This is a genomic window from Pseudomonas sp. NBRC 111131, from assembly GCF_001320525.1.
GTDB lineage: Bacteria > Pseudomonadota > Gammaproteobacteria > Pseudomonadales > Pseudomonadaceae > Aquipseudomonas > Aquipseudomonas ceruminis.
In genome coordinates this window covers 86,707-109,619 of record NZ_BCBH01000011.1, presented here as the reverse complement: position 1 = coordinate 109,619, position 22,913 = coordinate 86,707, and the positions used below count along the sequence as shown (strand labels likewise).

Annotated in this window: 21 protein-coding genes; 15 read left to right on the top strand and 6 right to left on the bottom strand. The window is 65.7% G+C overall.

Annotated elements, in window-relative coordinates; translation table 11 throughout:
* Window positions 1–216: 216 nt before the first annotated feature.
* Window positions 217–1,173: an AraC family transcriptional regulator gene (locus tag APH34_RS12915; protein ID WP_054901470.1), complete on the top strand. Its 957-nt coding sequence runs from the start codon at window positions 217–219 to the stop codon at window positions 1,171–1,173.
* 10 nt (window positions 1,174–1,183) lie between these two features.
* Here the strand turns inward: APH34_RS12915 and APH34_RS12910 are convergent, their stop codons facing one another.
* Both APH34_RS12910 and APH34_RS12905 read right to left on the bottom strand, forming a co-directional pair.
* Window positions 1,184–2,335, bottom strand: coding sequence for an acyl-CoA dehydrogenase family protein (locus APH34_RS12910; protein ID WP_054901410.1), 1,152 nt, complete (start codon window positions 2,333–2,335; stop codon window positions 1,184–1,186).
* Window positions 2,336–2,351: 16 nt separating this feature from the next.
* Window positions 2,352–3,422 (bottom strand): enoyl-CoA hydratase/isomerase family protein, encoded by a 1,071-nt coding sequence (locus tag APH34_RS12905; protein ID WP_054901409.1) that lies wholly within the window; start codon window positions 3,420–3,422, stop codon window positions 2,352–2,354.
* 448 nt (window positions 3,423–3,870) lie between these two features.
* Between APH34_RS12905 and mdcA the strand changes: the two genes are divergently transcribed.
* Genes mdcA through madM form a run of 9 tightly spaced genes read left to right on the top strand, consistent with a single transcriptional unit; the run spans window position 3,871 to window position 11,086 of the window.
* Window positions 3,871–5,532: a malonate decarboxylase subunit alpha gene (mdcA, locus tag APH34_RS12900; RefSeq protein ID WP_054901408.1), complete on the top strand. Its 1,662-nt coding sequence runs from the start codon at window positions 3,871–3,873 to the stop codon at window positions 5,530–5,532.
* Entirely contained in the window at window positions 5,532–6,374 is an 843-nt protein-coding gene (locus tag APH34_RS12895; RefSeq protein WP_082422795.1) for a triphosphoribosyl-dephospho-CoA synthase, read from the top strand. The genes mdcA and APH34_RS12895 overlap by 1 nt, the downstream gene beginning before the upstream one ends.
* A 1-nt stretch (window position 6,375) precedes the next feature.
* Window positions 6,376–6,675: a malonate decarboxylase subunit delta gene (locus APH34_RS12890; RefSeq protein ID WP_054901407.1), complete on the top strand. Its 300-nt coding sequence runs from the start codon at window positions 6,376–6,378 to the stop codon at window positions 6,673–6,675.
* The gene (locus APH34_RS12885) at window positions 6,668–7,516 is read left to right on the top strand and encodes a biotin-independent malonate decarboxylase subunit beta (protein ID WP_054901406.1); all 849 of its coding nucleotides are present in this window, start codon (window positions 6,668–6,670) and stop codon (window positions 7,514–7,516) included. The genes APH34_RS12890 and APH34_RS12885 overlap by 8 nt, the downstream gene beginning before the upstream one ends.
* Complete coding sequence (gene mdcE / locus APH34_RS12880; RefSeq protein ID WP_054901405.1) at window positions 7,513–8,304, top strand: biotin-independent malonate decarboxylase subunit gamma; 792 nt, start codon at window positions 7,513–7,515, stop codon at window positions 8,302–8,304. The genes APH34_RS12885 and mdcE overlap by 4 nt, the downstream gene beginning before the upstream one ends.
* A gap of 1 nt (window position 8,305) precedes the next feature.
* A complete protein-coding gene (locus APH34_RS12875; RefSeq protein ID WP_054901404.1) occupies window positions 8,306–8,920 on the top strand; it encodes a malonate decarboxylase holo-ACP synthase in 615 nt (204 codons plus the stop codon).
* Window positions 8,917–9,837 carry a malonate decarboxylase subunit epsilon gene (gene mdcH, locus APH34_RS12870; protein ID WP_054901403.1) on the top strand — a complete coding sequence of 307 codons (921 nt, stop codon included), beginning with the start codon at window positions 8,917–8,919 and terminating at the stop codon, window positions 9,835–9,837. Before APH34_RS12875 ends, mdcH begins: the two co-directional genes overlap by 4 nt.
* 60 nt (window positions 9,838–9,897) lie before the next feature.
* Complete coding sequence (gene madL, locus APH34_RS12865; RefSeq protein WP_054901402.1) at window positions 9,898–10,320, top strand: malonate transporter subunit MadL; 423 nt, start codon at window positions 9,898–9,900, stop codon at window positions 10,318–10,320.
* A 1-nt stretch (window position 10,321) separates the two neighbouring features.
* Window positions 10,322–11,086 carry a malonate transporter subunit MadM gene (madM, locus tag APH34_RS12860; protein WP_054901401.1) on the top strand — a complete coding sequence of 255 codons (765 nt, stop codon included), beginning with the start codon at window positions 10,322–10,324 and terminating at the stop codon, window positions 11,084–11,086.
* Window positions 11,087–11,181: 95 nt separating this feature from the next.
* On the opposite strand, the gene APH34_RS12855 is transcribed toward madM, so the two are convergent.
* Window positions 11,182–12,093, bottom strand: a complete 912-nt coding sequence (locus APH34_RS12855) for a LysR family transcriptional regulator (protein WP_054901400.1) — start codon at window positions 12,091–12,093, stop codon at window positions 11,182–11,184.
* 123 nt (window positions 12,094–12,216) lie between these two features.
* Here APH34_RS12855 and APH34_RS12850 point away from each other — a divergent pair, with 123 nt between their 5' ends.
* Window positions 12,217–13,065 (top strand): helix-turn-helix transcriptional regulator, encoded by an 849-nt coding sequence (locus tag APH34_RS12850; RefSeq protein ID WP_054901399.1) that lies wholly within the window; start codon window positions 12,217–12,219, stop codon window positions 13,063–13,065.
* 85 nt (window positions 13,066–13,150) lie between these two features.
* A complete protein-coding gene (locus APH34_RS12845) occupies window positions 13,151–14,545 on the top strand; it encodes an aspartate aminotransferase family protein (RefSeq protein WP_054901398.1) in 1,395 nt (464 codons plus the stop codon).
* A 158-nt stretch (window positions 14,546–14,703) separates the two neighbouring features.
* Here the strand turns inward: APH34_RS12845 and APH34_RS12840 are convergent, their stop codons facing one another.
* The gene (locus tag APH34_RS12840; protein ID WP_054901397.1) at window positions 14,704–16,704 is read right to left on the bottom strand and encodes a U32 family peptidase; all 2,001 of its coding nucleotides are present in this window, start codon (window positions 16,702–16,704) and stop codon (window positions 14,704–14,706) included.
* Window positions 16,705–16,831: 127 nt separating this feature from the next.
* Entirely contained in the window at window positions 16,832–17,710 is an 879-nt protein-coding gene (locus tag APH34_RS12835) for a LysR family transcriptional regulator (RefSeq protein WP_054901396.1), read from the bottom strand.
* A 100-nt stretch (window positions 17,711–17,810) separates the two neighbouring features.
* Between APH34_RS12835 and APH34_RS12830 the strand changes: the two genes are divergently transcribed.
* Genes APH34_RS12830 through APH34_RS12820 form a run of 3 tightly spaced genes read left to right on the top strand, consistent with a single transcriptional unit; the run spans window position 17,811 to window position 20,765 of the window.
* Window positions 17,811–19,100 carry a CitMHS family transporter gene (locus APH34_RS12830; protein ID WP_054901395.1) on the top strand — a complete coding sequence of 430 codons (1,290 nt, stop codon included), beginning with the start codon at window positions 17,811–17,813 and terminating at the stop codon, window positions 19,098–19,100.
* Window position 19,101: 1 nt separating this feature from the next.
* Window positions 19,102–20,448 (top strand): acyclic terpene utilization AtuA family protein, encoded by a 1,347-nt coding sequence (locus APH34_RS12825; RefSeq protein WP_054901394.1) that lies wholly within the window; start codon window positions 19,102–19,104, stop codon window positions 20,446–20,448.
* 2 nt (window positions 20,449–20,450) lie between these two features.
* Entirely contained in the window at window positions 20,451–20,765 is a 315-nt protein-coding gene (locus tag APH34_RS12820) for a hypothetical protein (RefSeq protein ID WP_176514783.1), read from the top strand.
* 38 nt (window positions 20,766–20,803) lie between these two features.
* Here the strand turns inward: APH34_RS12820 and APH34_RS12815 are convergent, their stop codons facing one another.
* Entirely contained in the window at window positions 20,804–22,903 is a 2,100-nt protein-coding gene (locus APH34_RS12815) for a TonB-dependent receptor (RefSeq protein ID WP_054901392.1), read from the bottom strand.
* Window positions 22,904–22,913 lie beyond the last annotated feature (10 nt).

The following is a 22,913-nucleotide window of genomic DNA, read 5'->3' as shown; positions in this document are numbered from 1 at the left end:
GGTCGAAGGGCGGGCGTCCGTTATCCGCCCACCCAATCCCAACATCTCATTGCCCAACCCCCACCTTTTGCTTAGTGTGTCATCCAGCCACCGGTGGTCAGTTGCCCCCAGAAACCCGACCCCGGGCTCGTAGAATGACCGTGAACGACCGCGACCACGGGCCTTGGCCAGTAGGAAGCGGCGCCCAGAACAATAACGATGCCGAGTGCCTTGCCTATGGAAAGCCGCCTGCTGAGCGAGCGCAGTAGCGTGTTCCATCACGCCGACCCTTATGCGGTGTCCGACTACGTCAACCGGCACGTGGGCCAACACTGCATCGGCCTTTCGCGCACCACCCATCCACAAGCCAGTCTCAGCCACCGTAAGTTCGCCGAACTCGACCTGTGCCGCATCAGCTACGGCGGCAGCGTGCGGGTCACTTCACCGGCCCTGGAAACCATCTACCACCTGCAGGTGCTGCTCAATGGCAACTGCCTGTGGCGGGGGCACCAGCGCGAGCATCACCTGGTGCCGGGCGAGCTGCTGCTGATCAACCCGGACGATCCGGTCGACCTGACGTATTCAGAGGACTGCGAGAAATTCATTCTCAAGGTGCCGACCAGGCTGCTCGACTCGATCTGCGAGGCGCAGCGCTGGCAGCGGCCGGAGGGAGGGGTGCGGTTTCTGCGCAATCACTACCGGCTGGAAGAACTGGACGGTTTCGTCAACCTGTTGGCGATGGTCTGCCACGAGGCCGAGGTGAGCGATTCGCTGCCGCGGGTACAGGGGCACTACAGCGAGATTGTCGCCAGCAAGCTGTTGACCCTGATGAACACCAACATTCGTCGGGAGAGCCTGGGCAGCCCTGGGGCGAGCCTGGAGCGCATCCTCGACTACATCGACCGCAACCTGAAGCTGGAGTTGGCGGCCGAGACCCTGGCCGAGCAGGCCTGCATGAGTGTGCGCTCCCTGTATGCGCTGTTCGACCGCCACCTGGGCACCACCCCCAAGCAGTACGTGCGCCAGCGCAAGTTGGAACGGGTACACGCCTGCCTGAGTGATACCAGCTGCGCGGTGCGCAGCGTAACCGAGCTGGCGATGGATTATGGCTTCCTGCACCTGGGGCGGTTTTCCGAGATGTACCGCGCGCGCTTTGGCCTGCTGCCTTCGCAAACCTTCAGGCAGCGGCGCTAGCGCTGCAGCCTCACAACGGATAGTGCTTCAACTCCCGCGCAATCAGCATCCGCTGGATCTCGCTCGAGCCTTCGTAGATCTGCGTGATGCGTGCATCCCGGTAATAACGCTCCACCGGGTAATCCTCCAGGTAGCCATAGCCACCGTGCACCTGGATGGCCATCGAACATACCCGTTCAGCCATTTCCGAAGCGAACAGCTTGGCCTGCGACGCCTCCGACAGGCACGGCTTGCCGGCACTGCGCAGGCGTGCGGCATGCAGGATCAGCAGGCGCGCGGCATTGACCTGCACCTGCATGTCGGCCAGCAGGTTGGCAATGCTCTGGTGCTCGTTGATCGGCTTGCCGAACTGCACCCGCTCGCGGGAGTAGACCAGCGCCGCCTCGAAGGCCGCTCGGGCGATGCCCAAGGCCTGGGCGGCAATGCCAATGCGCCCGCCCTCGAGGTTGGACAGGGCGATGGCCAGCCCCTTGCCGCGCTCACCCAACAGGTTAGCGGCAGGAATGCGGCAGTTGTCGAAGGTGACTGCACAGGTGTCCGAGGCACGGATACCCATCTTGTGTTCGCTGCGATCGACCTTGAAGCCCGGGTTGTCGGTGGGCACCAGAAACGCCGACAGGCCTTTCTTGCCCAGCGCCGGGTCGGTCACCGCAAAGACGATGGCCAGCCCCGCGCGGCGGGCATTGCTGACGAACTGTTTGGCACCGTTGATCACCCATTGCCCGTCGACTAGCTCGGCGCGGGTACGCAGGTTGTGCGCTTCGGAGCCGGCCTGCGGTTCGGTCAGGCAGAAGCAACCGATCACTTCGCCGCTGGCCAGGCGCGGCAGCCAGGCCTGTTGTTGCTCGGGCGAACCATAGGCCAGCAGTGGCCCGCAGCCCACCGAGTTGTGGATGCTCATCATCGCACCGGTGGCGCCGCAGCCCGCGGCGATTTCCTCGACGGCCAGGGCGTAGGCGACGTAGTCGGTGTAGCTGCCGCCGAATTCCTCCGGCACCACCATGCCCAATAGGCCCAGCTCACCCATCTTGCGCACCACGTCATCATCGATCCAGCCAGCCTTCTCCCAGGCCTGGGCATGGGGGGCGATTTCGCCACGGGCGAAGTCCCGGGCCATGTCGCGGATCATGATCTGTTCTTCGCTCAGTTCCAGGTCTTGCATCTGTGTACTCCCCGGCTCACAGGCCTTCGAAGAATTGGTCGACCCGCTGGCGTTGCAGGCCGGCCAGGGTCGGCGGGTTCCAGCGCGGCTGCTTGTCCTTGTCGATGATCAGCGCGCGTACGCCTTCGATGATGTCGCCGTACTGGAACCACTGGCGGTCCAGGTGCAGCTCCATGGCGAAGCATTCTTCCAGCGTCCGGTGACGGCCGCGGCGCAGCATCTGCAGGGTAACCGCCATGGCCAGGGGCGAGCGGCTTTCCAGCTGGTCGGCGGTGGCCAGGGCCCAGGGATGGCTGTCGCCGATGCTCACCGCGCGCAATTGCTGGATGATTGCCGCCAGGTCTGGCAGGGCAAAGTAGTGGTCGATGGCCGGGCGCAGCTTCTGCAGCGGCGCATCCTCCAGTGTCTGGCTGCCAAGGGTGGCCAGCAGACCCTGCAGGTCCTTGAGCGGGTGGTCGCCGAAGCTCAGGCGGCCGAGGCCCTCATCCAGCGCTGCGAGTTGCTCGCTGGGCAGGTACCAGTCGGCCAGCCCACAGTACAGCGCGTCGGCGGCCTGGATCTGGGCGCCGCTGACGCCCAGGTAGGTGCCCAGCTCGCCAGGGATGCGGGAGAGGAAGTAACTGCCGCCCACGTCGGGGAAATAACCGATGCCGACCTCGGGCATGCCCAGGCGGCTGCGCTCGGTGACGACGCGCAGGTCACAGCCCTGGGCCAGGCCCATGCCGCCCCCGAGGGTGAAACCGTCCATCAGCACCAGCACGGGCTTGCGGTAGCGGTGGATGAGCAGGTCGAGGGCGTATTCCTCGACGAAGAAGTCTTCGTGCAGTGTGTCGCCGGCCTTGTAACTGTCATGCAGCGAGCGGATATCGCCACCGGCGCAGAAGCCCTTGGGGCCTTCGCCGCGCAGTACCACGGCCAGCACCTGCGGGTCGTCGGCCCAGCGGTCGAAGTGCTGGCGCAGGCTGCGCACCATGTCGAGGGTCAAGGCATTGAGGCCGGCAGGGCGATTAAGGGTGAGGTGGCCAATGTGGTTGCGAACCTCGGCCAGTACATGAGCCGTTGCCGAGGCATGAGCGTGCGCGGTCATCGTGTTCTCCCTGCTTTGTTATTGATTTTCCGAGTGAAGTTCGGAGGGCGCTGGAGTATCGCGAGATCGTGGCATGCGAATTTGTCGTCCACAATCGGCAAAAATGCAGGGGGAGTCTGCATTTTTGCATGGCCGAGCCTTTCAGGGTGGTCAAGACCCAGCGCCGCGCGGAACCGACAGCGCCATGACCTTGGCATAGCCGGCCAACACCGCCAACTGGATGGTGGGTGACTTGGCGCCGAAACTGCTGGACCCCGCGCCGCTGAACGGCGTGCGCTGGGTGCTGGAAGAGCCCGAGGCCTGCTGGTCACTGGTTCGCCTGCCGTCACCGCGGCGCTGACCCCCAATCGTTAACCTGAGCGTAATGAACACGCACCCGGCTTGATTGATCGGGTTGGCTGGGCCGGCCTACTGTGCCTCCACGACAGCGAACCCGTGGAGTCACCCCATGACCATAACGAACAATCCACCGCCGCAGTGGTCCAGGCGGCGCGCCGAAAAGCAGCGCCGCCTGGACCGCGTCCGCCATCTGGCCGAGGGTAGGGTGCTGCCGGCCGAGCGTATCGTCGAAGCCCTGGAACTGCTGATAGCCCCCGGCGACCGTGTCGTGCTCGAGGGCAATAACCAGAAACAGGCCGATTTCCTCTCCCGTTCACTGGCCAAGGCCGACCCCGAGCGCTTGCACGACCTGCACATGATCATGCCCAGCGTCAGCCGTAGTGAGCACCTGGATCTGTTCGAACGTGGCATCGCCCGCAAGCTCGATTTCTCGTTCGCCGGGCCGCAGAGCCTGCGCATCGGCCAGTTGCTGGAAGACGGCCTGCTCGAAGTCGGCGCCATCCATACCTATATCGAACTGTATTCACGCCTGCTGGTGGACCTGATCCCCAACGTCACGCTGGTCGCCGGTTTCATGGCCGACCGCGACGGCAACCTGTACACCGGCCCCAGTACCGAGGACACCCCGGCGCTGGTCGAGCCAGCAGCGTTCAGCGACGGCCTGGTCATTGCCCAGGTGAACCAGTTGGTGGAGCGCGTCGACGACCTGCCGCGGGTGGATATTCCAGCCTCCTGGGTGGACTTTGTAGTGGTTGCCGACCAACCGTTCTATATCGAGCCGCTGTTCACCCGTGACCCGCGCCATATCAAGCCGGTGCATGTGCTGATGGCGATGATGGCCATCCGTGGCATCTATGAAAAACACCAGGTGCAGTCGCTTAACCACGGCATCGGTTTCAATACCGCCGCCATCGAGCTGATCTTGCCGACCTACGGCGAATCGCTGGGCCTGAAGGGCAAGATCTGCCGCAACTGGACCCTCAACCCACACCCGACGCTGATCCCTGCCATCGAAACCGGCTGGGTCGAAAGTGTGCATTGCTTCGGCACCGAGCTCGGCATGGAGGACTACATCGCCCAGCGCCCGGACGTGTTCTTCACCGGCCGCGATGGCTCGCTGCGCAGTAACCGCATGATGTGCCAGCTGGCCGGGCAGTACGCGGTCGACCTGTTCATCGGCGCCACCCTGCAGGTCGATGGCGACGGCCATTCCTCCACTGTCACCCGTGGCCGCCTGGCCGGCTTTGGTGGCGCGCCGAACATGGGCCACGACCCCCGCGGCCGCCGCCACGCCACCCCGGCATGGCTCGACATGACAGTGCCCGACACGCTGCTCGAACGCGGCCGCAAACTGGTGGTGCAGATGGTCGAAACCTACCAGGAAGGTGGCAAACCCACGTTCGTCGAAACCCTCGATGCCGTCGAGGTGGCGAGGAAGGCGGGCATGCCGCTGGCACCGGTGATGATCTACGGCGACGACGTGACCCACCTGCTTACCGAAGAAGGCATTGCCTACCTGTACAAGGCCCGCAGCCTGGAAGAGCGCCAGCAAATGATCGCCGCCGTGGCCGGGGTCACCGCCATTGGCTTGCGCCACAACCCCAACGACACCCTGCGCCTGCGCCAGCAAGGCCTGGTGGCGTTGCCCGAAGACCTCGGCATCCGCCGCACCGACGCTAGCCGCGAACTGCTCGCCGCACGCAGCATTGCCGATTTGGTCGAGTGGTCCGGTGGCCTGTACAACCCACCTGCACGGTTCAGGAGCTGGTAATGAAAGCACTCAACCTGCAGCCCTTGCCCCTGGCCGATCGGCTTGCCGATCTGGCGGTGGAGGCACTGATCGACGAAGCCGACCTGTCGCCCAAGCCTGGCCTGGTGGACCGGCGCAGCAGCGGCGCGCACAGCGACATGAGCCTGGCCCTGATGCAGGCCTCGGCACTGGCATTGTGGCCGTGCCTGCGACACATGGCCGAAGCCGCTCAGGCCCATGGCCAGGTCAGCCTGGCGCTACGCGCAACCCTGGGGCGCATCGGCCGTGAAGGCGAAGCGGCGATGCTGGCCACCACCGCTGGGGTCAACACCCATCGCGGCGCGATCTGGGCGTTAGGTCTACTGGTCGCGGCGCAGGCCTTGGATGCTCAGGCCGAACCTGCTGCAGTGGCCGCCCGCGCTGGGCGCATCGCGCTGTTCGATGACCCTGCTGCGATCCCCCAGGACAGCCACGGCACCCAGGTGCGCCGGCGCTACGGCGCCAGTGGTGCCCGTGAGCAGGCGCAACAAGGTTTCCCCGCGGTGATCGACCATGGCCTGCCGCAGTTGCGCCGCAGCCGCGCTGCCGGCGCCAGCGAAAACCACGCACGGCTCGATGCCCTACTGGCGATCATGGCCGCGCTCAGTGACACCTGTGTGCTATGGCGTGCTGGCCCACAAGGCTTGCAGGCTGTGCAAACGGGTGCCCGCGACGTGCTGGTCGTCGGTGGCAGTGCCAGCCTTGACGGGCGCCGGCGCCTGCGCCTGCTGGACGCCCAACTGCTGCAACTCAATGCCTCATCGGGCGGCGCCGCCGATTTGCTGGCCGCCTGCCTGTTCCTCGATAAAGCCGGGAGCCTGTGACATGGAAACCCTGACCTTTCAATTCCCCGCCACCGAGCCAGGGCGCGGCCGCACCTTGGTCGGTTGCGTCAGCTCCGGCGACCTGGAAGTGCTGATAGAGCCTGGCACCACCGGTTGCCTGCAGATCCAGGTGGTGACCTCGGTCAACGGCAGCGGCGCCCGCTGGGAGCAGCTGTTCCAGCGCCTGTTCGAAGGCCGCCCATGGCCGGCCATGAAGATCGACATCCATGACTTCGGCGCTACCCCCGGCGTGGTGCGCCTGCGCCTTGAGCAAGGTTTCGAGGAGATCGCCCATGACTGACACCGAACGCCTGCTGCGCAGCCGCAGCTTTGTCGAACTGGGCGCTCGCCAGCGCGCCCGCACCTTGCTCGACCCCAGCAGCTTCCGTGAGTTGCTAGGCCCGTTCGACCGGCTGATGTCCCCTTGGCTGCCGCGCCAGGGCATCGTGCCCCAGGCCGACGATGGGGTGGTCATCGCCAAGGGCCGGCTCGACGGCTGCCACGCTGTGATCGCCGCCATCGAAGGCGCCTTCCAGGGCGGCAGCATGGGCGAAGTGGGCGGGGCGAAGATTGCCGGCGCGTTGGAGCTGGCCATCGAAGACAATCGCCACGGGGTGCCCACCTGCGCTGTGCTGCTGCTGGAAACCGGCGGGGTACGCCTGCAGGAGGCCAACCTCGGCCTGGCGGCGATCGCCGAGATTCAGGCGGCCATCGTCGAGCTGCGCAGCTATCAACCGGTGGTAGGCGTGGTCGCCGGCGCGGTGGGCTGCTTCGGGGGCATGTCCATCGCCGCTGGCCTGTGCAGCCACCTGCTGGTCACCCGCGAAGCGCGCCTGGGCCTCAACGGCCCGCAGGTGATCGAACAGGAAGCCGGCATTGCCGAGTACGACGCCAAGGACCGCCCGTTCATCTGGAGCCTGACCGGTGGCGAGCAACGCCATGCCAGTGGCCTCGCGGACCGCTATGTGGACGACGATGTCGACAGCATTCGCCAACAGCTGCTGGATGTGCTGCAAGCGCCTTCTGCCAACCGTGCAAGCCGCCAGGCCTGGTATCTGGAGCGTCTTGGCCGGCTGGGCGATGACTGCCCGCAACTGGATGCCGCCGCCGTGCGCGCCCTCTACCAAGGAGATGCCTCATGAACCGTGCCTTGAACTGGCTGCCGGGCCTTGCCGGTGGCGAAGCCCTGGCGGGCTATCCCGCGTCGGTGAAGGTGATCGATGGGGCGCTGGACCACCGCCTGGCGCGTTTCATCGCCGTGGTGCCGGATGCACAGAACCCGTTCCCGCGTGCTCGCTCGGGCGAGGTCGGCCTGCTCGAAGGGTGGGGCCTGGCCAAGGCGGTGAGCGAGGCTGTGGACCAGGACCGCGACGGTGAGAAGCGCGCCATCATTGCGGTGATCGATGTGCCGAGCCAAGCCTACGGGCGCCGCGAAGAGGCCCTGGGCATTCACCAGGCCCTGGCGGCGGCTGTGCAGGCCTATGCCCAGGCCCGTCTGGCCGGGCACCCGGTCATTGGGCTGCTGGTCGGCAAGGCCATGTCCGGAGCGTTTCTGGCCCACGGCTACCAGGCACAACGGCTGATCGCGCTGGATGACGGCGGGGTGATGGTGCATGCGATGGGCAAGGCGGCCGCAGCGCGGATTACCTTGCGCAGCGTCGAGCAGCTCGAAGCACTGGCCGCCGAAGTGCCGCCCATGGCTTATGATTTGGCCAGCTATGCCTCCCTGGGCCTGCTGTGGCGGCGTCTGAGCGTGGACAACGCCGATGCGCCGAGTGCGGGGGACCTTGCGCAGGTGCGTGCCTGCCTGGCCGAAGCCGTGCGCGATATCGGCAGCGCTACCGACCTGTCGTCACGCCTGGCCGGTGAGCATCGCAGTGCCTCCCGCGCGGTGCGTGCACGCCTGCGCAGCCAGTGGCAGGAGGCCTGACATGCGCGCCCCGCAGCCCCATGACCTGCTTTGGGGGATGCTCCCGGCCACGTTGCCGGACGATGCCCCGGCCTGGGCCGCGCAAGTGCTTGCGCACGGCCAGCCGGTGGTGGTGCGGCGGGCCGTGTGCGACGAAGGCTGGGTGGCGGTGGGCGTACGCGGGGAAGGGCGGGCGCAGCGCCTTGGGGCACAGATGCGCCTGGCCGACATTCGTCGGCAAATGAGCCCTGAAACGTTGCGCTGGCAGGGCGCAAGCCCATGGGCCGCATTACAGGCGCTGGCCAGCGTGGCCCCTGTGCTAGACGCCAGCGGCCTGGCCTGGGGGCCGACCGGTAGCGTCGGCTATCTCCTGGCATGCGGCATTGCATCCGTGCACGCGGCTAGCGACCTGGACCTGGTGGTGCGCGCACCACAACCCCTGACACGGGCCAAAGCGCGCGAGCTGCTGGATAGCCTCGATTGCGGCCCTTGCCGCATCGATGTGCAACTGGAAACCCCAACGGGGGCCATTGCCTTGCGCGAGTGGGCCGGCGCGGCGCGGCGCGTACTGCTCAAGTCTGCAGTCGGCGCCCGGCTGGTGGCTGACCCGTGGAATCTGCTGGAGTGTGCAGCGTGAGCAGCTTGTTCGCCTTCCCAGGCCAGGGTGCCCAGCAGGCGGGGATGCTGCACCAGCTGCCTGAGGGCAGTGCGGCGCTGCTGGATGAGGCCAGCGCTGTACTCAACCAGCAGGTACTGGCGCTGGACAGCCCGCAGGCCCTGGAAACGACCCGAGCCGTGCAGCTATGCCTGCTGCTGGCCGGGGTAGCCTGGGCGCGCTGGGTGATGCAGCGCAGCCCGGCCCCCGACTATGTCGCCGGGTTGTCGATTGGGGCCTACCCGGCCGCCGTCGTTGCCGGTGCCCTGGCGTTTTCGGACGCTGTGCGCCTGGTGGCGTTGCGCGGTGAGCTCATGCAGCGCGCCTACCCCCAGGGCTACGGCATGATGGCCCTCAGCGGCCTGGACCAGGCCTGCGTCGAACGCGTGCTGGCCGAGGTGAGCGGCGAGGTCTACCTGGCCAATCTCAACAGCGACAACCAGTTCGTCATCGCCGGCAGCGACACCGCGATGGCCGAGGTCGCCGCCCGCGCCCGCCGCCGTGGCCAGGGCGTGGCTCGGCGCCTGGCGGTCAGCGTGCCTTCCCATTGCCCATTGCTCGACGGCCCGGCCGCCGAATTGGCGGCTGCCTTCGCCACCGTCGAACTGCGCCGCCCATGCATCACCTACCTGAGCGGCAGCAGCGCGCGGCCGATCCACGACCCACAGCGCCTTTGCGACGACCTCGCTGGCAACATGGCGCGGCGGGTGGACTGGCGCGCTACGGTGCGCACCGCCTATGAACGCGGGGTGCGCCTGCACCTGGAGATGCCGCCTGGCAGTGTGCTCAGCGGCCTGGCGCGGCCGGTGTTCGAACAGGGCAGGGTCGTGGCCCTCGAAGGCACCCGGGCTGACACCGTCGACGCGCTGCTGCGCCAGGAGGTGGCCCACAACCGATGACGGCGCTGGAACTCGAAGAACAACAACAATCCACTTCGATACAAGCTGAGGACAACAACAATGATCATCTATGGTGTGGCTCTGCTGGCGGTGTGTACCCTCGCGGGCGTTATCGTCGGCGACTTCCTGGGCGTGCTGCTGGGCGTCAAATCCAATGTGGGTGGGGTGGGCATCGCCATGATCCTGCTGATTTGCGCGCGGTTGTACATGCACCGGCATGGCGGCATGAGCAAGGAGTGTGAGTTCGGTGTCGGCTTCTGGGGTGCCATGTACATCCCGGTGGTGGTGGCCATGGCCGCCCAGCAGAACGTGGTCACGGCCCTGCACGGTGGGCCGGTGGCGCTGTTGGCCGCGATCGGTGCGGTGCTGGTGTGTGGCGTTACCATCGCCGTCATCAGCCGCAGCCACCGTGGCGAACCCCTGCCGGCGCTCGATGCGCCCCCGCCCAGCAACGCGCAGGTAGCCCCTGCGGGAGGGCGCTGACATGTGGCCGATCATTGACAATGCCCTGGAACACAATGGCCTGATCACCGCGTTCGCAGTGGTGGGCGGAATCATGTGGCTGTCGGTGCTGCTGTCCAGGTACCTGACCTTCGGCCGCGTGCATGGCTCGGCCATTGCCATCGTCATCGGTCTGGTACTGGCCTGGGTCGGCGGCACCGTGACGGGTGGGCAGAAGGGCCTGGCCGACATGGCGCTGTTCTCGGGCATCGGCCTGATGGGCGGGGCGATGCTGCGCGATTTCGCCATCGTCGCCACGGCCTTCGAAGTGCAGGCCACCGAGGCGCGCAAGGCAGGCATGATCGGAGCGATAGCCCTGCTGCTGGGTACGGTGCTGCCGTTCATCGTCGGGGCTGGCGTGGCCTATGCCTTCGGCTATCGCGATGCGGTGAGCATGACCACCATCGGCGCCGGCGCGGTGACCTACATCGTCGGGCCGGTGACCGGCGCGGCACTGGGCGCGAGTTCGGATGTGGTGGCGCTGTCGATTGCCACCGGGTTGATCAAGGCGATCCTGGTGATGGTGTTCACCCCGGTATCGGCGCGGCTGCTGGCGTTGGACAACCCGCGATCGGCGATGGTTTTTGGCGGCCTGGCCGGGACCGTGTCGGGGGTGACGGCGGGGTTGGCGGCGACGGATCGGCGGTTGGTGCCGTATGGCGCACTGACGGCGACCTTCCATACCGGGCTCGGGTGTTTGATGGGCCCTTCGATCCTGTACTTCTGCGTGCGCGGGTTGGTGGGCTAGCGCCGGCCTCTGCGCGGGTAAACCGCCCCGCAGGTACACCACGGCATTCAGGGCTGTGCAGAACCTGTCGGGGCGCTTCCACCGGCGAAAACAGCTTAATTCTCCCGGCTGTACATCCGGCATTCAGCCAACAACGCCAGCAGGTTCGGCTCCCGCTCCCGTGCCTTAAGGAACACCACGCCAATATGCTGCTGCAACCGATACCGCGCCTGCAGCGCAATCAACTTCACCCGGTTCTCGTACACCGCCGCAATCCGCCCGGGCAACAGCGCAAACCCCACCCCCGAACTGACCATGCTGAGCAGGGTGAAGATATCGTTCACCTGCATCGCCACCTTCGGCTCGAACCCCGCCTGCTGGAACACCCGAGCGCCATCGCGGTGAGTGGCAAAGCCCTGGGTCAGGGTGATGAAGGTTGAATCAGCCAGGTCGGCCAGGTCGACTTCCTGTTGCCCAGCAAAGGGTGAGTCGGTGGGCACGGCCAAGAAGATGTCGTCAGAGAACAGCGCCAACTGCTCGCACGCAGGGTCCGCCACGCTTTCATCCAGCGACACCAGCACGGCCTCCAGCTCATGGTTTTTCAACCGTTGCAGCAAGTCGACGTTCGAGCCCAGGGTGAGGTCGATGTTCAGCTCGCTGCGCCGCAACTTCAGGCCCATCACCAGCTTCGGCACGGTCTTCACCGTCAGCGAATACAGCGCGCCCAGGCGGAAGCGCTCGGCATAGAACCCGGCGGCTTCACGGGTCTGGCGCACCATCTGCTCGGCGTCCTGGATCAGTTGGCGCGCTTTTTTTTCCAGCACGTAAGCGCTCTCCAGGGGGATCAACTGTCGGCCTTCGTGCTTGAACAGTGGGCAGCGCAGGGCGCTTTCCAGGGAGTGGATGGCACGGTGCACGCTGACAGCGCTGGTGGACAGTTCGGCGGCGGCGCGGCCAAGGTTGCCGCTACGCATGAAGGCGAGGAAGGTCTCGAGCTTTTTCAGGGTCAGTTCTTCGTCGATCAGCATGGCAGGGCCCTGAAATGAAGGTGCTGCAGAGCATGCCATAACCTCACCCCGAAGGGTGATGGCCTGCCTACCCGACCCATGCAAGAATCCAAGCCAACACAACCCTGGCACGGGATCACCACCATGAGCAAAGACCGGCTGAAATCGCCCGACTGGTACGCGCAGATGGCCCGTGTCGTCGAAGCTCAGGGCACCGCGGGCTTTGTCGAGGCGCTGTTCGCCGCGCTCAAGCTGCTTGCTCCGTGCCAGGCGATCACGGTCTTCCTGTATCCGCGCAAGGGCCTGCCCTCGGCGTTGTTCGTCAAGGACGACGAAGGCCCCTGGCTGCCTGAGGGCAACGTGCAGCGCTACCTGGAAGGTTACTACCTGCTGTGCCCGTTCTACCGCGCCTGCCTGGATGGCGTGGCGCCGGGCTGTTACCGCCTGAGCGATGTCGCCCCCGACCACTTCAAGCGCAGCGAGTACTACCTGTCGTTCTACCAGCACGCGCATCTGGAGGACGAGCTGAACTTCATCGTCCCGCTGGATGAGCAGCTGACCATCGCCGTGGCCCTGGCCAGCACCCGTCGCCTGGACCGCCAGCAGGTCAGCGACCTGCGGTGCGTGGCGCCTTGGGTCGTGGCGGTGGTGCGCCGGCAGTGGAGCCATTTGGATGTCGACGCCGTGGGCGGGCGCTTTGAAAGCGCCCTGGGCCGCCAGATAAACGCCGCGCTGAACAATTTCGGCGCGTCCCTGCTCACTGAGCGCGAATGCCGCATCGCCCAGTACCTGCTGCGCGGGCACTCCACGCGCTCACTGGCCGAGCGCCTGGGCATCAGCGAAGACACCATCAAGACCCACCGCAAGAACCTCTACAACAAGCTCGACATCGCCAAGCAGTCCGAACTGTTTTCGCTGTTCATCGATTCGCTGGCCCAGGCCCAGGAAGGCTTGAGCAAGGACCCCCTGGAAAGCTACCTGCGAAGGCGCTAGCCAAGCGTTTCACCTCACCCGTTTTTTTACTGTCAGCGGTCTGGCAGGGACACCTGCATGCCGCGTTTTACCCTGGAGAACAACAATGAACGCTCCCATCCAAGCGCCGTTCCAGCCGCAGCGCGACACCCGTGACTACCAAGCCAGTGATGCCGCCCACCACATCCATGCCTTCCTTGACCAGAAGGCACTCAATGCCGAAGGCCCGCGGGTCATTGTCGGCGGCGAACGCCTGCACCTCTGGGACAGCGACGGCAAGCGCTACCTGGACGGCATGTCCGGCCTGTGGTGTACCCAGCTCGGCTACGGGCGCAAGGACCTGACCGCCGCTGCCGCTAAGCAGATGGACCAACTGGCGTACTACAACATGTTTTTCCACACCACCCACCCGGCAGTGATCGAACTCTCCGAGCTGCTGTTCAGCCTGCTGCCGGGGCACTACAGCCACGCGATCTACACCAACTCGGGCTCCGAAGCCAACGAGGTGCTGATCCGGACCGTGCGCCGTTACTGGCAGGTGGTGGGCCAGCCGACCAAGAAGATCATGATCGGGCGCTGGAACGGTTACCACGGCTCCACCCTGGCGGCCACTGCGCTGGGCGGGATGAAGTTCATGCATGAAATGGGCGGGCTGATTCCGGATGTGGCGCACATCGATGAGCCCTATTGGTACGCCGAGGGTGGTGACCTGACGCCAACCGAATTCGGCCGCCGCTGCGCTCTGCAACTGGAGCAGAAGATCCTCGAACTCGGCGCCGAGAACGTGGCCGGGTTCATCGCCGAGCCGTTCCAGGGGGCCGGTGGCATGATCTTCCCGCCCGAGAGCTACTGGCCGGAAATCCAGCGCATCTGCCGCCAGTACGACGTGTTGCTGTGCGCCGACGAGGTGATCGGTGGGTTTGGCCGGACCGGTGAATGGTTCGCTCACGCGTACTTCGGTTTCGAGCCTGACACCTTGTCCATTGCCAAGGGCCTTACTTCGGGCTATGTGCCCATGGGCGGGCTGGTGCTGAGCAAGCGCATTGCCCAGGCTTTGGTCGAGCGCGGTGGGGTGTTTGCCCACGGCCTTACCTATTCCGGCCACCCGGTGGCGGCAGCGGTGGCCATCGCCAACCTCAAGGCCTTGCGTGACGAGGGTATCGTGCGCCAGGTCAAGGACGACACCGGGCCGTACCTGCAGCGCATCTTGCGTGAGGTGTTTGCCAATCACCCGCTGATTGGCCAGGTGCAGGGTACCGGGCTGGTCGCGGCGCTGCAGTTTGCCGAGGACAAGGGGAGCCGCAAACGCTACGCCAACGAGAACGACCTGGCCTGGCAGTGTCGGACCTATGGGTTTGAAGAGGGGGTGATCATTCGTTCCACGCTGGGGCGGATGATCATGGCGCCGGCGCTGGTGGCCAACCATGGCGAACTGGACGAGCTGGTGGAGAAGACCCGCCTCGCCGTGGACCGCACGGCGCGTGGGTTGGGGATTCTGTAACGCCGGCGAGGCGGTGGTTGGCAACGTCTTCGCCGGTGTTCGCGGGGCAAGCCCGCTACCACAGGCCAGTGCGCCAACTTCTGGAAGTTGGGCAAGACAGTTGCCTTCACTGCAACACCCCACACCTCAACCTGGGGTGCCGGCGATAAGGCCTTTACTCAATGGGGCGCGCGGGGGATGGTTTTGAGCAGGTCTTCCGGGCTGATGTGCCCCACCACCTGCGCCACCGCGCTGCCGGGTGTCGGCAGGTCGATGATGTGGTTTTTCATCTTGCCGATTACATGCATCTCGCACGGTTTGCAGTCGAACTTCAAGGTCAGCACTTCATCGCCCTGGATCAACTGCATCGGTGCCACCTTGGTGCGCACGCCGGTCACGCCCTTGGCCTGCTTGGGGCACAGGTTGAACGAGAAGCGCAGGCAGTGCTTGGTGATCATCACCGGCACTTCGCCGTGTTCTTCGTGGGCTTCGTACGCGGCATCGATCAATTGCACACCGTGGCGGTGATAGAAGTCACGCGCCTTCTGGTTGTACACGTTAGCCAGGAACGACAGGTGCGACTCGGGGTATACCGGCGGCGGCGTGGTCTCGGCTTTGCGAGCACCTCGGGGGTGGGCCTTGATACGGGCTTCGGTCAATGCCTCGATGGCTTCGCGGCGCAGGGCCTTGAGCTGCGAGTTGGGGATGAAGTACGCCTCAGGCGCGTCCAGTTCGATGGCGGTGGCGTGGTACATCGTGGTACCCAGCTGGCCAAGCAGGTCGTGCAACTGCTCCAGCGCCTGCTGCGGTTTGTTGGCCGCGCCGAACGGCCCGTCCAGGGCGACCTGAACGCTTACGCCTTCCTCGCTGCTGACGCTGAGCATCAGGCGCTGTTCGGTCAGCACGGCGTGCCATTGCACGGCCACCCGGCGTTCGGCCGAAGTGCGCTGCAGGGCCTGCTGCCAGTTGTGGTCGAGGTTACGCGACAGCGGGTGGTTGGGCCGCAGCTTGTGCAGGCCTTCGGGCATTTCGTTGGGCTCGACCCGGTAGCGGTAGCGCTTCTGGCCGTCTTCCTCGAACTCGCCACGCGGTTCGGCGATGTTGGCACGGAAGCCGACCACCTCGCGCTTGACCAGCACGTTCAAGCCGTCCCCGTTGGTCAGCGGCACTTCGGTGACCACCTGCAGGTCGCGCTTGCCGACCTTTTCCACCACGCCCACCGGCAGGCCGGTGAAGGTTGGCGAGTCGAACGCGCCAATATCGACCTTGCGGTCGGTGACGAAGTAGTCGGTGCTGCCACGGTGGAAGGTCTTGTCCGGGTCGGGCACGAAGAAGTGCTCGGTACGACCGCTGGAAGCGCGGGCCAGGTCAGGGCGGCCTTCGAGGATGGCATCGAGTTCTTTGCGATAGTGCGCCGTGATGTTCTTCACATAGGCCACGTCCTTGTATCGGCCCTCGATCTTGAACGAGCGCACCCCGGCATCGACCAGGTCGGCCAGGTTGGCGGTCTGGTTATTGTCCTTCATCGACAACAAGTGCTTCTCGAACGCCACCACACGGCCCTGGTCGTCCTTGAGGGTGTACGGCAAGCGGCAGGCCTGCGAGCAGTCGCCACGGTTGGCGCTGCGCCCGGTCTGGGCGTGGGAGATGTTGCACTGGCCGGAGAAGGCCACGCACAGCGCACCGTGGATGAAGAACTCGATGGCTGCGTCGGTTTCGGCGGCAATGGCGCGGATCTGCTGCAGGTTCAGCTCACGGGCCAACACCAGCTGCGAGAAACCCGCCTGGTCGAGGAACTTCGCCCGTTCCAGCGTGCGGATATCGGTCTGGGTGCTGGCGTGCAGCTCGATCGGCGGAATGTCCAGCTCCATCACCCCAAGGTCCTGCACGATCAGGGCGTCCACGCCTGCGTCGTACAACTGGTGGATCAGCTTGCGCGCCGGTTCCAGCTCGTTGTCGTGGAGGATGGTGTTGATGGTGGTGAACACGCGTGCATGGTAGCGACGGGCGAACTCGACCAGTGCGGCGATCTCGCTGACGTCGTTGCAGGCGTTGTGGCGCGCGCCGAAGCTCGGGCCGCCGATGTAGATGGCGTCAGCGCCGTGCAGGATCGCTTCGCGGGCGATGGCCACGTCACGGGCAGGGCTGAGCAGTTCCAGGTGGTTCTTTGGAAGGGACATGTCGTTATAGGTTCGGGCTGTCACGGTAGGGCGGCATTGTACCGGGTAAATGGGTGGGTGGCATGCTTTGCCTGCCCGCAGGTAGGCAGCCAGTAGCGGCCCTGCTGCCGGTGCAGGCAATCGAGCGCTATAGGCTGATACCCTGCAAACACTCCACCAGCCGCTGTGCCGCCGGCGCCAGGCTGATTTCACTACGGGTGATGATGCCCAATTCCCGCTCCAGTCCCGGCTCATCCAGCCGTCTGCGCACCAGCCGCCGCTGCCCGTCGTCGGCCGACTCCGGCAGCAACGCAATCCCCAGGCCGTTGCGCACCAGGGCCAGCACCGTGGACATGTAGTTGGCCTCCATGGCCGGGCGCAGCGTGAGCCCGCGCTCACGGAACACCTGCTCGATCTGCACCCGCACGCTGCTGTCGCGGCCGGTCAGAATCATCGGCTGGTCGTCTAGCGCGGCCAGGGTCAATGAGCCGCTGGCCAGCGGGTGATCCTCGGGGACGAACACGCACAGGCGGTCGCGCAGCAATGGGGTGAAATCCAGCCCGTGGCCGAGTTTGGCATGCACGCCTAGGCCAAAGTCGACGTCGCCATCCCGTACCCGCTCGATGATGCGCTCGGCCACCAGGTCGCGCAGGCGCACTTCGATACCGGGGTAATCACGCTTGAATGCCGCCAGCCGCTCGGGCAGGGCACCGGCGCACAGCGAGGGTAGGGCGGCGACGGTCACCACGCCCCGGCGAACGGCAGCCAGGCCCTGGCTGGCACTGACGATGTTGCCCAGGTCCAGCAGCAGCTTCTCCATCGCCGGCAATGCTTCGCGCCCAGCGGCCGTCAACGCCACGTGCCGGGGGCTGCGCTCGAGCAGGGCCACGCCCAACCAGCCTTCCAGCTGGCGAATCTGCACCGTCAGCGCCGAAGGCGAGAGGTGCAGGTCGTGCGCAGCGCGGGCAAAGTTGCCGCGCTGGGCAACGGTGATGAAAGCGCGCATGTGCTGCAGTGCATTCTTCATTTTGTTTTTTCGAATGTGCCTGGCATTAAATTGCAATTTACACGCAAGCCGGCGGTTCCCGATACTCGGGGCAACAACAAAAACAAGCCGGAGTAACCCCATGCTCGCCCTCTACGGCGTCATTACCATCCTGTCCCTGCTCATTGCGGTCATGAGCAAGCGCATTTCGCCCCTGGTGGCGCTGATCGCTTTCCCGGTGATCGCTGCCGTGCTGGCCGGCTTTGGCCTGGAAACCAGCGGCTTCATCCTCACCGGTATCAAGAACGTCGCCCCCGTGGTGGGTATGTTCATCTTCGCCATCCTGTTCTTCGGGGTGATGACCGATGCCGGCATGCTCGACCCGATCATCGACCGTATCCTGCGTGCCGTCGGTACCCGGCCGACCCGCATCGTGTGTGGCACCGCCTTGCTGGCGTTGCTGGTGCACCTGGACGGCTCCGGCGCGGTGACCTTCCTGGTCACGGTGCCGGCGATGCTGCCGCTGTACACGCGCCTGGGCATAGACCGGCGGGTACTGGCCTGCGTGGCAGCGATGGCGGCAGGGGTCAATTTCCTGCCATGGACCGGCCCGGTACTGCGCTCTTCGGCGGCCTTGCATGTGCCGGTGGCCGACCTGTTCCAGCCGCTGATCCCGGTGCAACTGATGGGCCTGGCGTTTGTCTTCGGGTGTGCCTGGTGGCTGGGCCGTCGTGAAGAAAAACGCTTGGGTCTGAGGGCGGGCAGCGCGGTGGCTGCGCCGCAGCGTGTGCTGAGTGCCGACGAGCAGGCGCTGCGCCGGCCACGCATGTTCTGGCCGAACCTGTTGCTGACGGTACTGGTGATGGCGGTGATGATCGCCGGTTGGGTCGACCCGGTGGTGATGTTCATGCTCGGTACGGTTGCCGCGCTATGCCTGAACTACCCCCGCGTGGACCAGCAACGCGAGCGCATCGACGCCCACGCCAAGACCGCGCTGACCATGGCCAGCATCCTCCTCGCCGCAGGCGTATTCACCGGCATCATGCAAGGCACTGGCATGCTCAAGGCCATGGCCGAAGTGGCCGTGCAGCAGATCCCGCCCGGGCACGGGCGGCTGATCCCGGCCCTGGTGGGCTTTGTATCGATGCCGCTGAGCCTGTTGTTCGACCCCGATTCGTTCTATTTCGGGGTCATGCCGGTGATTGCCGAAGTCGGCCGCTCGCTGGGCGTGGACCCCGTGCAAGTGGCGCAGGCGTCACTGCTGGGGGTGCACACCACCGGTTTCCCGGTCAGCCCGCTGACCCCGGCGACGTTCCTGCTGGTGGGCCTGTGCAAGCTCGATCTGGCCGACCATCAGCGTTTTACCCTGCCTTTTCTATTTGCCGCGTCGGTGCTGATGACGCTGACCGCGCTGGCCTTGGGAGTCTTCTGACATGAACACCTTGCGTATCGGCGCCGGCGCCGGCTATTCCGGTGACCGCCTGGAACCCGCCGTGGAGCTGGCCCGCGATGGCCAGCTGGACTACCTGATCTTCGAGTGCCTGGCCGAGCGCACCATTGCGCTGGCCCAGCAGGCGCGCCTGGCCGACCCTGGCGCTGGCTTCGACCCGCTGCTGGCTACGCGCATGCGTGCCGTATTGCCCTATGTGCGCCAGGGCAAACGGCGCCTGCGCATCATCAGCAACATGGGCGCTGCCAACCCCCGCGGCGCGGCGCAGCAGGTGCTGGCCATCGCCGCCGAGCTGGGGCTGAAGGGGCTCAAGGTAGCGGCGGTGGAGGGCGACGATGTGCTGGCCGTGCTGCGCCAGCACCCGGCGTGGGCGCTGGATAACGGCTTGAGCGTGGGCGCGTTGGGCGAGCGGCTGGTGTCGGCCAATGCCTACTTGGGTGTCGAGGGGATTCTTGAAGCGCTGGCGCTGGACGCCGATGTGGTGATCACCGGGCGCGTGGCCGACCCATCGCTGTTCCTCGCCCCGCAGGTGCATGCCTTTGGCTGGGCACAGGACGACTGGCTGCGGCGTGGTCGCGGTACCTTGACCGGGCACCTGCTCGAATGTGCCGGCCAGGTCAGCGGCGGCTACTTTGCCGACCCGGGCGTCAAGGAGGTCCCAGACTTGGCGCGGCTGGGCTTCCCCCTGGCCGAGATCGATGCCGAGGGCCATGCCCTGGTGACCAAGGTGGCTGGCAGCGGTGGCCGTATCGATGTAGCCACCTGTACCGAGCAGTTGCTGTACGAGGTGCATGATCCACGCTGCTACCTGACGCCGGATGTGGTGGCCGATTTTTCCGCCGTGTCTTTCCATCAGCAGGGCCCCGACCGGGTACAGGCCAGAGGGGCCAGTGGTACGCAGCGTCCTGAGCAGTTGAAGGTGACGGTGGGGTACCGCGATGGCTGGATCGGCGAGGGCCAGATTTCCTACGGTGGCCCCAACGCCGTTGCCCGGGCCCGGCTGGCCGGCCAGATTGTCCAGCAGCGCCTGGCCCTCACCGCAGTTGCGGTCGAGGAGCTGCGCTGCGACCTGATGGGCGTCGACTCGCTGCACGGCAGTGCGTTCGGCCAGCCCCACGCGCCCTGGGAGGTACGCCTGCGGGTGGCTGGGCGCTGTGCCACCCGTGCGCTGGCCCAGGCGCTGGCCAATGAAGTCGAGACCCTTTACACCAACGGGCCGGCAGGCGGTGGTGGCGCCACCCGACAGGTGCGCGAAGTGCTGGCGGTGGCCAGCCTGTACCTGCCCCGCGAGCTGGCCGTTGCCCGTGTTCACCTGGAGGTATGCCCATGACCATCGCCCTGTACGAGCTTGCCCACACCCGCACCGGTGACAAGGGTGATACCTCGAACATTTCTTTGATTGCCTTCAAGCCCCAAGACTATGAGGTGCTGGTGCGGGAAGTGACCGCAGAAAAGGTCGAGGCCTGGTTTGCCCATTTGCGTGACGCCAGCGCCGGACCGGTGCGGCGCTACGAACTGGCCCAGTTGCATGCCTTGAACTTCGTGCTGCCGGGGCTGTTGCGCGGTGGCGTGACACGCTCGTTGGCCCTGGACGCCCATGGCAAATGCCTGGGTGCGGCCTTGTTGCGGATGGAAATACAGCGTTAGGTGACCCTGGGTACCCAAGGGGCGCAAGCGCCCCCCGCTCAGAACTGGTACTCCAGCCCTGCGCCGGCGTACCAGGAGCGCCCCGGCGCTGCTTCGTAGTACCGGCCATTGCCATCACCGACGATCACCGAGCCGACATACTGACGGTCCAGCAGGTTGTCCAGCCGCACCAGTTGATGGAACGTCCACGGCCCCGCCTGCTGCTCGAACCGTGTCCGCCAGTTGAACACCGCATAACTCGGCGCGGCATGCTGGTCGTTGCTGTCTTCGACATACACCTTGCTGCGGTACTGCCCCTCCAGGCCCATGCTGATACCTGCACGGGGCTTCCACACCAGTTCGCCGAACAGGCTGCTGCGCGGTACGCCCGGCAGTTGGTTACCCTTGTCGATGGTCGTGCTGCCTTGGGTGAAGGCTTGGTCATAGGTGGCATCGAGCAGCGTGTAGGCCAGGTTGGCTTGCCACTGTTCTGTCAGCTCGCGCTGCACGCTCAGTTCAAAGCCGCGGCGCAAGGTCTTGCCTGCATTGCGGTAGCTGGTGCGCCCACCTTCGGAAGCATCGACCACGATTTCGTCCCGGGTACGGATCTCGAAGACTGCGGCGTTGATCCGCGTGCGCTCGTCCGGGCGTGCTTTGAGGCCCAGTTCGTACTGGGTACTGGTGGCGGGCTCAAGGCCGAAGTTAAAGCCTTCCAGCGCGCCGGGGGCATAGGCCATTTCAGCCTGGGTAGGCGTCTCGAAGCCCTTGCCGGCGCTGATATAGCCATGCAGGTCCGCTGTGAACGCGTACATCACCGACAGGGTTGGGGTAGTGCGCTGGTACTTTTTCGAGCCGCTGGCGTCGCCGTTGGCCAGGAAGTGGTCGTCCACCTCCATCTGCATGCTGCTGTGGCGCAAGCCTGCATCGAAGGTCCAGCGGTCCAGCTCCCAGTGCGCCTGCACATAGGGATCGAGGCTGGTGGCGGTGTCCTTTTCGTCGCGGCGCAGTTCGCCCTTGACGCCCAGGGTGTCGCCACTGAAGTTCTGGAAGCCGCGGCGGTCGTCGCGGCTGCGGTCATAATCGGCGCCGACGGTCAGGGTCAGGTTGCCGGGCGCGGCGCTGATCGGCTGGATCCAGCGCAGGGTGCCGCCATGGAATTCGCGGTCGAAGTCGACCACGCCACCGCCGCGGTTGTTCGGCGGCGTGCCCTTGGGGATCGACAGGTACTGGATCACGCTGCGCTTGCCGGCATACAGGTTGAACTGCAAGGTGGCCTCGCCGAAATAGCGCTCGTAGTTCATGCCCACCTGCTGGTGGTGGATGCTCTTGCGGGTGTTGTATTGCTCGGCACGCGACGACACTGAACGAGGGTCGTGCTGGTAAGCGTCCCAGGTCTGGCCGAGCGGGTCCTCGGTGCCGTTCTGCTCGAGGGTGCTGAGGATCAGCGCCAGACGGCTGTCATCGTCCGGCTTGACGTGCACCTTGGCAAAGGTCTGGTCGCGGCGGGCGGCGCTGTGGTCGCGGTAGCCGTCGGTGTCCATGCGCGAGGCATCGACGAGGAAGCCGGCCTGCTCACTGCCGCCTTCGCTGTAGACGTGGTGCTTGTTGAAACCGTCGCTGCCGAACGTGGTTTCGGCGCCAACCTTGGGTGGCCCGGCGCCATCGCGGGAAAACATCTGGATCACGCCACCGGCATTGCTGCCGTAGATTGCCGAAGCCGGGCCACGCAGCACTTCGATGCGCTCGGCCACATCCAGGTTCAGCGACGCCGCCTGGCCCTGGCCGTCCGGGGTGCTGGCCGGTATGCCGTCACTCAGCAGCTTGATGCCACGGATGCCGAAGGCCGAGCGGGCGCCGTAACCACGCGAGGAAATTTGCAGGTCCTGGGCGTAGTTCTGACGGTTCTGCACCACCAGGCCAGGGACGCGGTTGAGCGCTTCGGACAGGTTGACGCCCAGTTGGCCATCGGCTATCTGCGAGCGGTCGACGGTGTCGATGGAGTAGGGCAGGTCGAAGCTGGCGGTGGGGGCGTAGCTGCCAGTCACCACCACCGGTTCGAGCAGGTTGAAGGTGCTGGCGGTTTCGGCGTGAGCGGGGCTGCACAAGCCCAGGGTGGGTGACAGGCAAAGAAGTGCCTTGCGGCAGAAAGGGTGGGGCATCGGGAACTGC

Excerpts from the sequence above, each read along its gene's own strand:
- APH34_RS12915 (WP_054901470.1), top strand. The coding sequence starts at position 217 with ATGGAAAGCCGCCTGCTGAGCGAGCGCAGTAGCGTGTTCCATCACGCC.
- APH34_RS12910 (WP_054901410.1), bottom strand. The coding sequence starts at position 2,335 with ATGCAAGACCTGGAACTGAGCGAAGAACAGATCATGATCCGCGACATG.
- APH34_RS12905 (WP_054901409.1), bottom strand. The coding sequence starts at position 3,422 with ATGACCGCGCACGCTCATGCCTCGGCAACGGCTCATGTACTGGCCGAG.
- mdcA (WP_054901408.1), top strand. The coding sequence starts at position 3,871 with ATGACCATAACGAACAATCCACCGCCGCAGTGGTCCAGGCGGCGCGCC.
- APH34_RS12895 (WP_082422795.1), top strand. The coding sequence starts at position 5,532 with ATGAAAGCACTCAACCTGCAGCCCTTGCCCCTGGCCGATCGGCTTGCC.
- APH34_RS12890 (WP_054901407.1), top strand. The coding sequence starts at position 6,376 with ATGGAAACCCTGACCTTTCAATTCCCCGCCACCGAGCCAGGGCGCGGC.
- APH34_RS12885 (WP_054901406.1), top strand. The coding sequence starts at position 6,668 with ATGACTGACACCGAACGCCTGCTGCGCAGCCGCAGCTTTGTCGAACTG.
- mdcE (WP_054901405.1), top strand. The coding sequence starts at position 7,513 with ATGAACCGTGCCTTGAACTGGCTGCCGGGCCTTGCCGGTGGCGAAGCC.
- APH34_RS12875 (WP_054901404.1), top strand. The coding sequence starts at position 8,306 with ATGCGCGCCCCGCAGCCCCATGACCTGCTTTGGGGGATGCTCCCGGCC.
- madL (WP_054901402.1), top strand. The coding sequence starts at position 9,898 with ATGATCATCTATGGTGTGGCTCTGCTGGCGGTGTGTACCCTCGCGGGC.
- madM (WP_054901401.1), top strand. The coding sequence starts at position 10,322 with ATGTGGCCGATCATTGACAATGCCCTGGAACACAATGGCCTGATCACC.
- APH34_RS12855 (WP_054901400.1), bottom strand. The coding sequence starts at position 12,093 with ATGCTGATCGACGAAGAACTGACCCTGAAAAAGCTCGAGACCTTCCTC.
- APH34_RS12850 (WP_054901399.1), top strand. The coding sequence starts at position 12,217 with ATGAGCAAAGACCGGCTGAAATCGCCCGACTGGTACGCGCAGATGGCC.
- APH34_RS12845 (WP_054901398.1), top strand. The coding sequence starts at position 13,151 with ATGAACGCTCCCATCCAAGCGCCGTTCCAGCCGCAGCGCGACACCCGT.
- APH34_RS12840 (WP_054901397.1), bottom strand. The coding sequence starts at position 16,704 with ATGTCCCTTCCAAAGAACCACCTGGAACTGCTCAGCCCTGCCCGTGAC.
- APH34_RS12835 (WP_054901396.1), bottom strand. The coding sequence starts at position 17,710 with ATGAAGAATGCACTGCAGCACATGCGCGCTTTCATCACCGTTGCCCAG.
- APH34_RS12830 (WP_054901395.1), top strand. The coding sequence starts at position 17,811 with ATGCTCGCCCTCTACGGCGTCATTACCATCCTGTCCCTGCTCATTGCG.
- APH34_RS12825 (WP_054901394.1), top strand. The coding sequence starts at position 19,102 with ATGAACACCTTGCGTATCGGCGCCGGCGCCGGCTATTCCGGTGACCGC.
- APH34_RS12815 (WP_054901392.1), bottom strand. The coding sequence starts at position 22,903 with ATGCCCCACCCTTTCTGCCGCAAGGCACTTCTTTGCCTGTCACCCACC.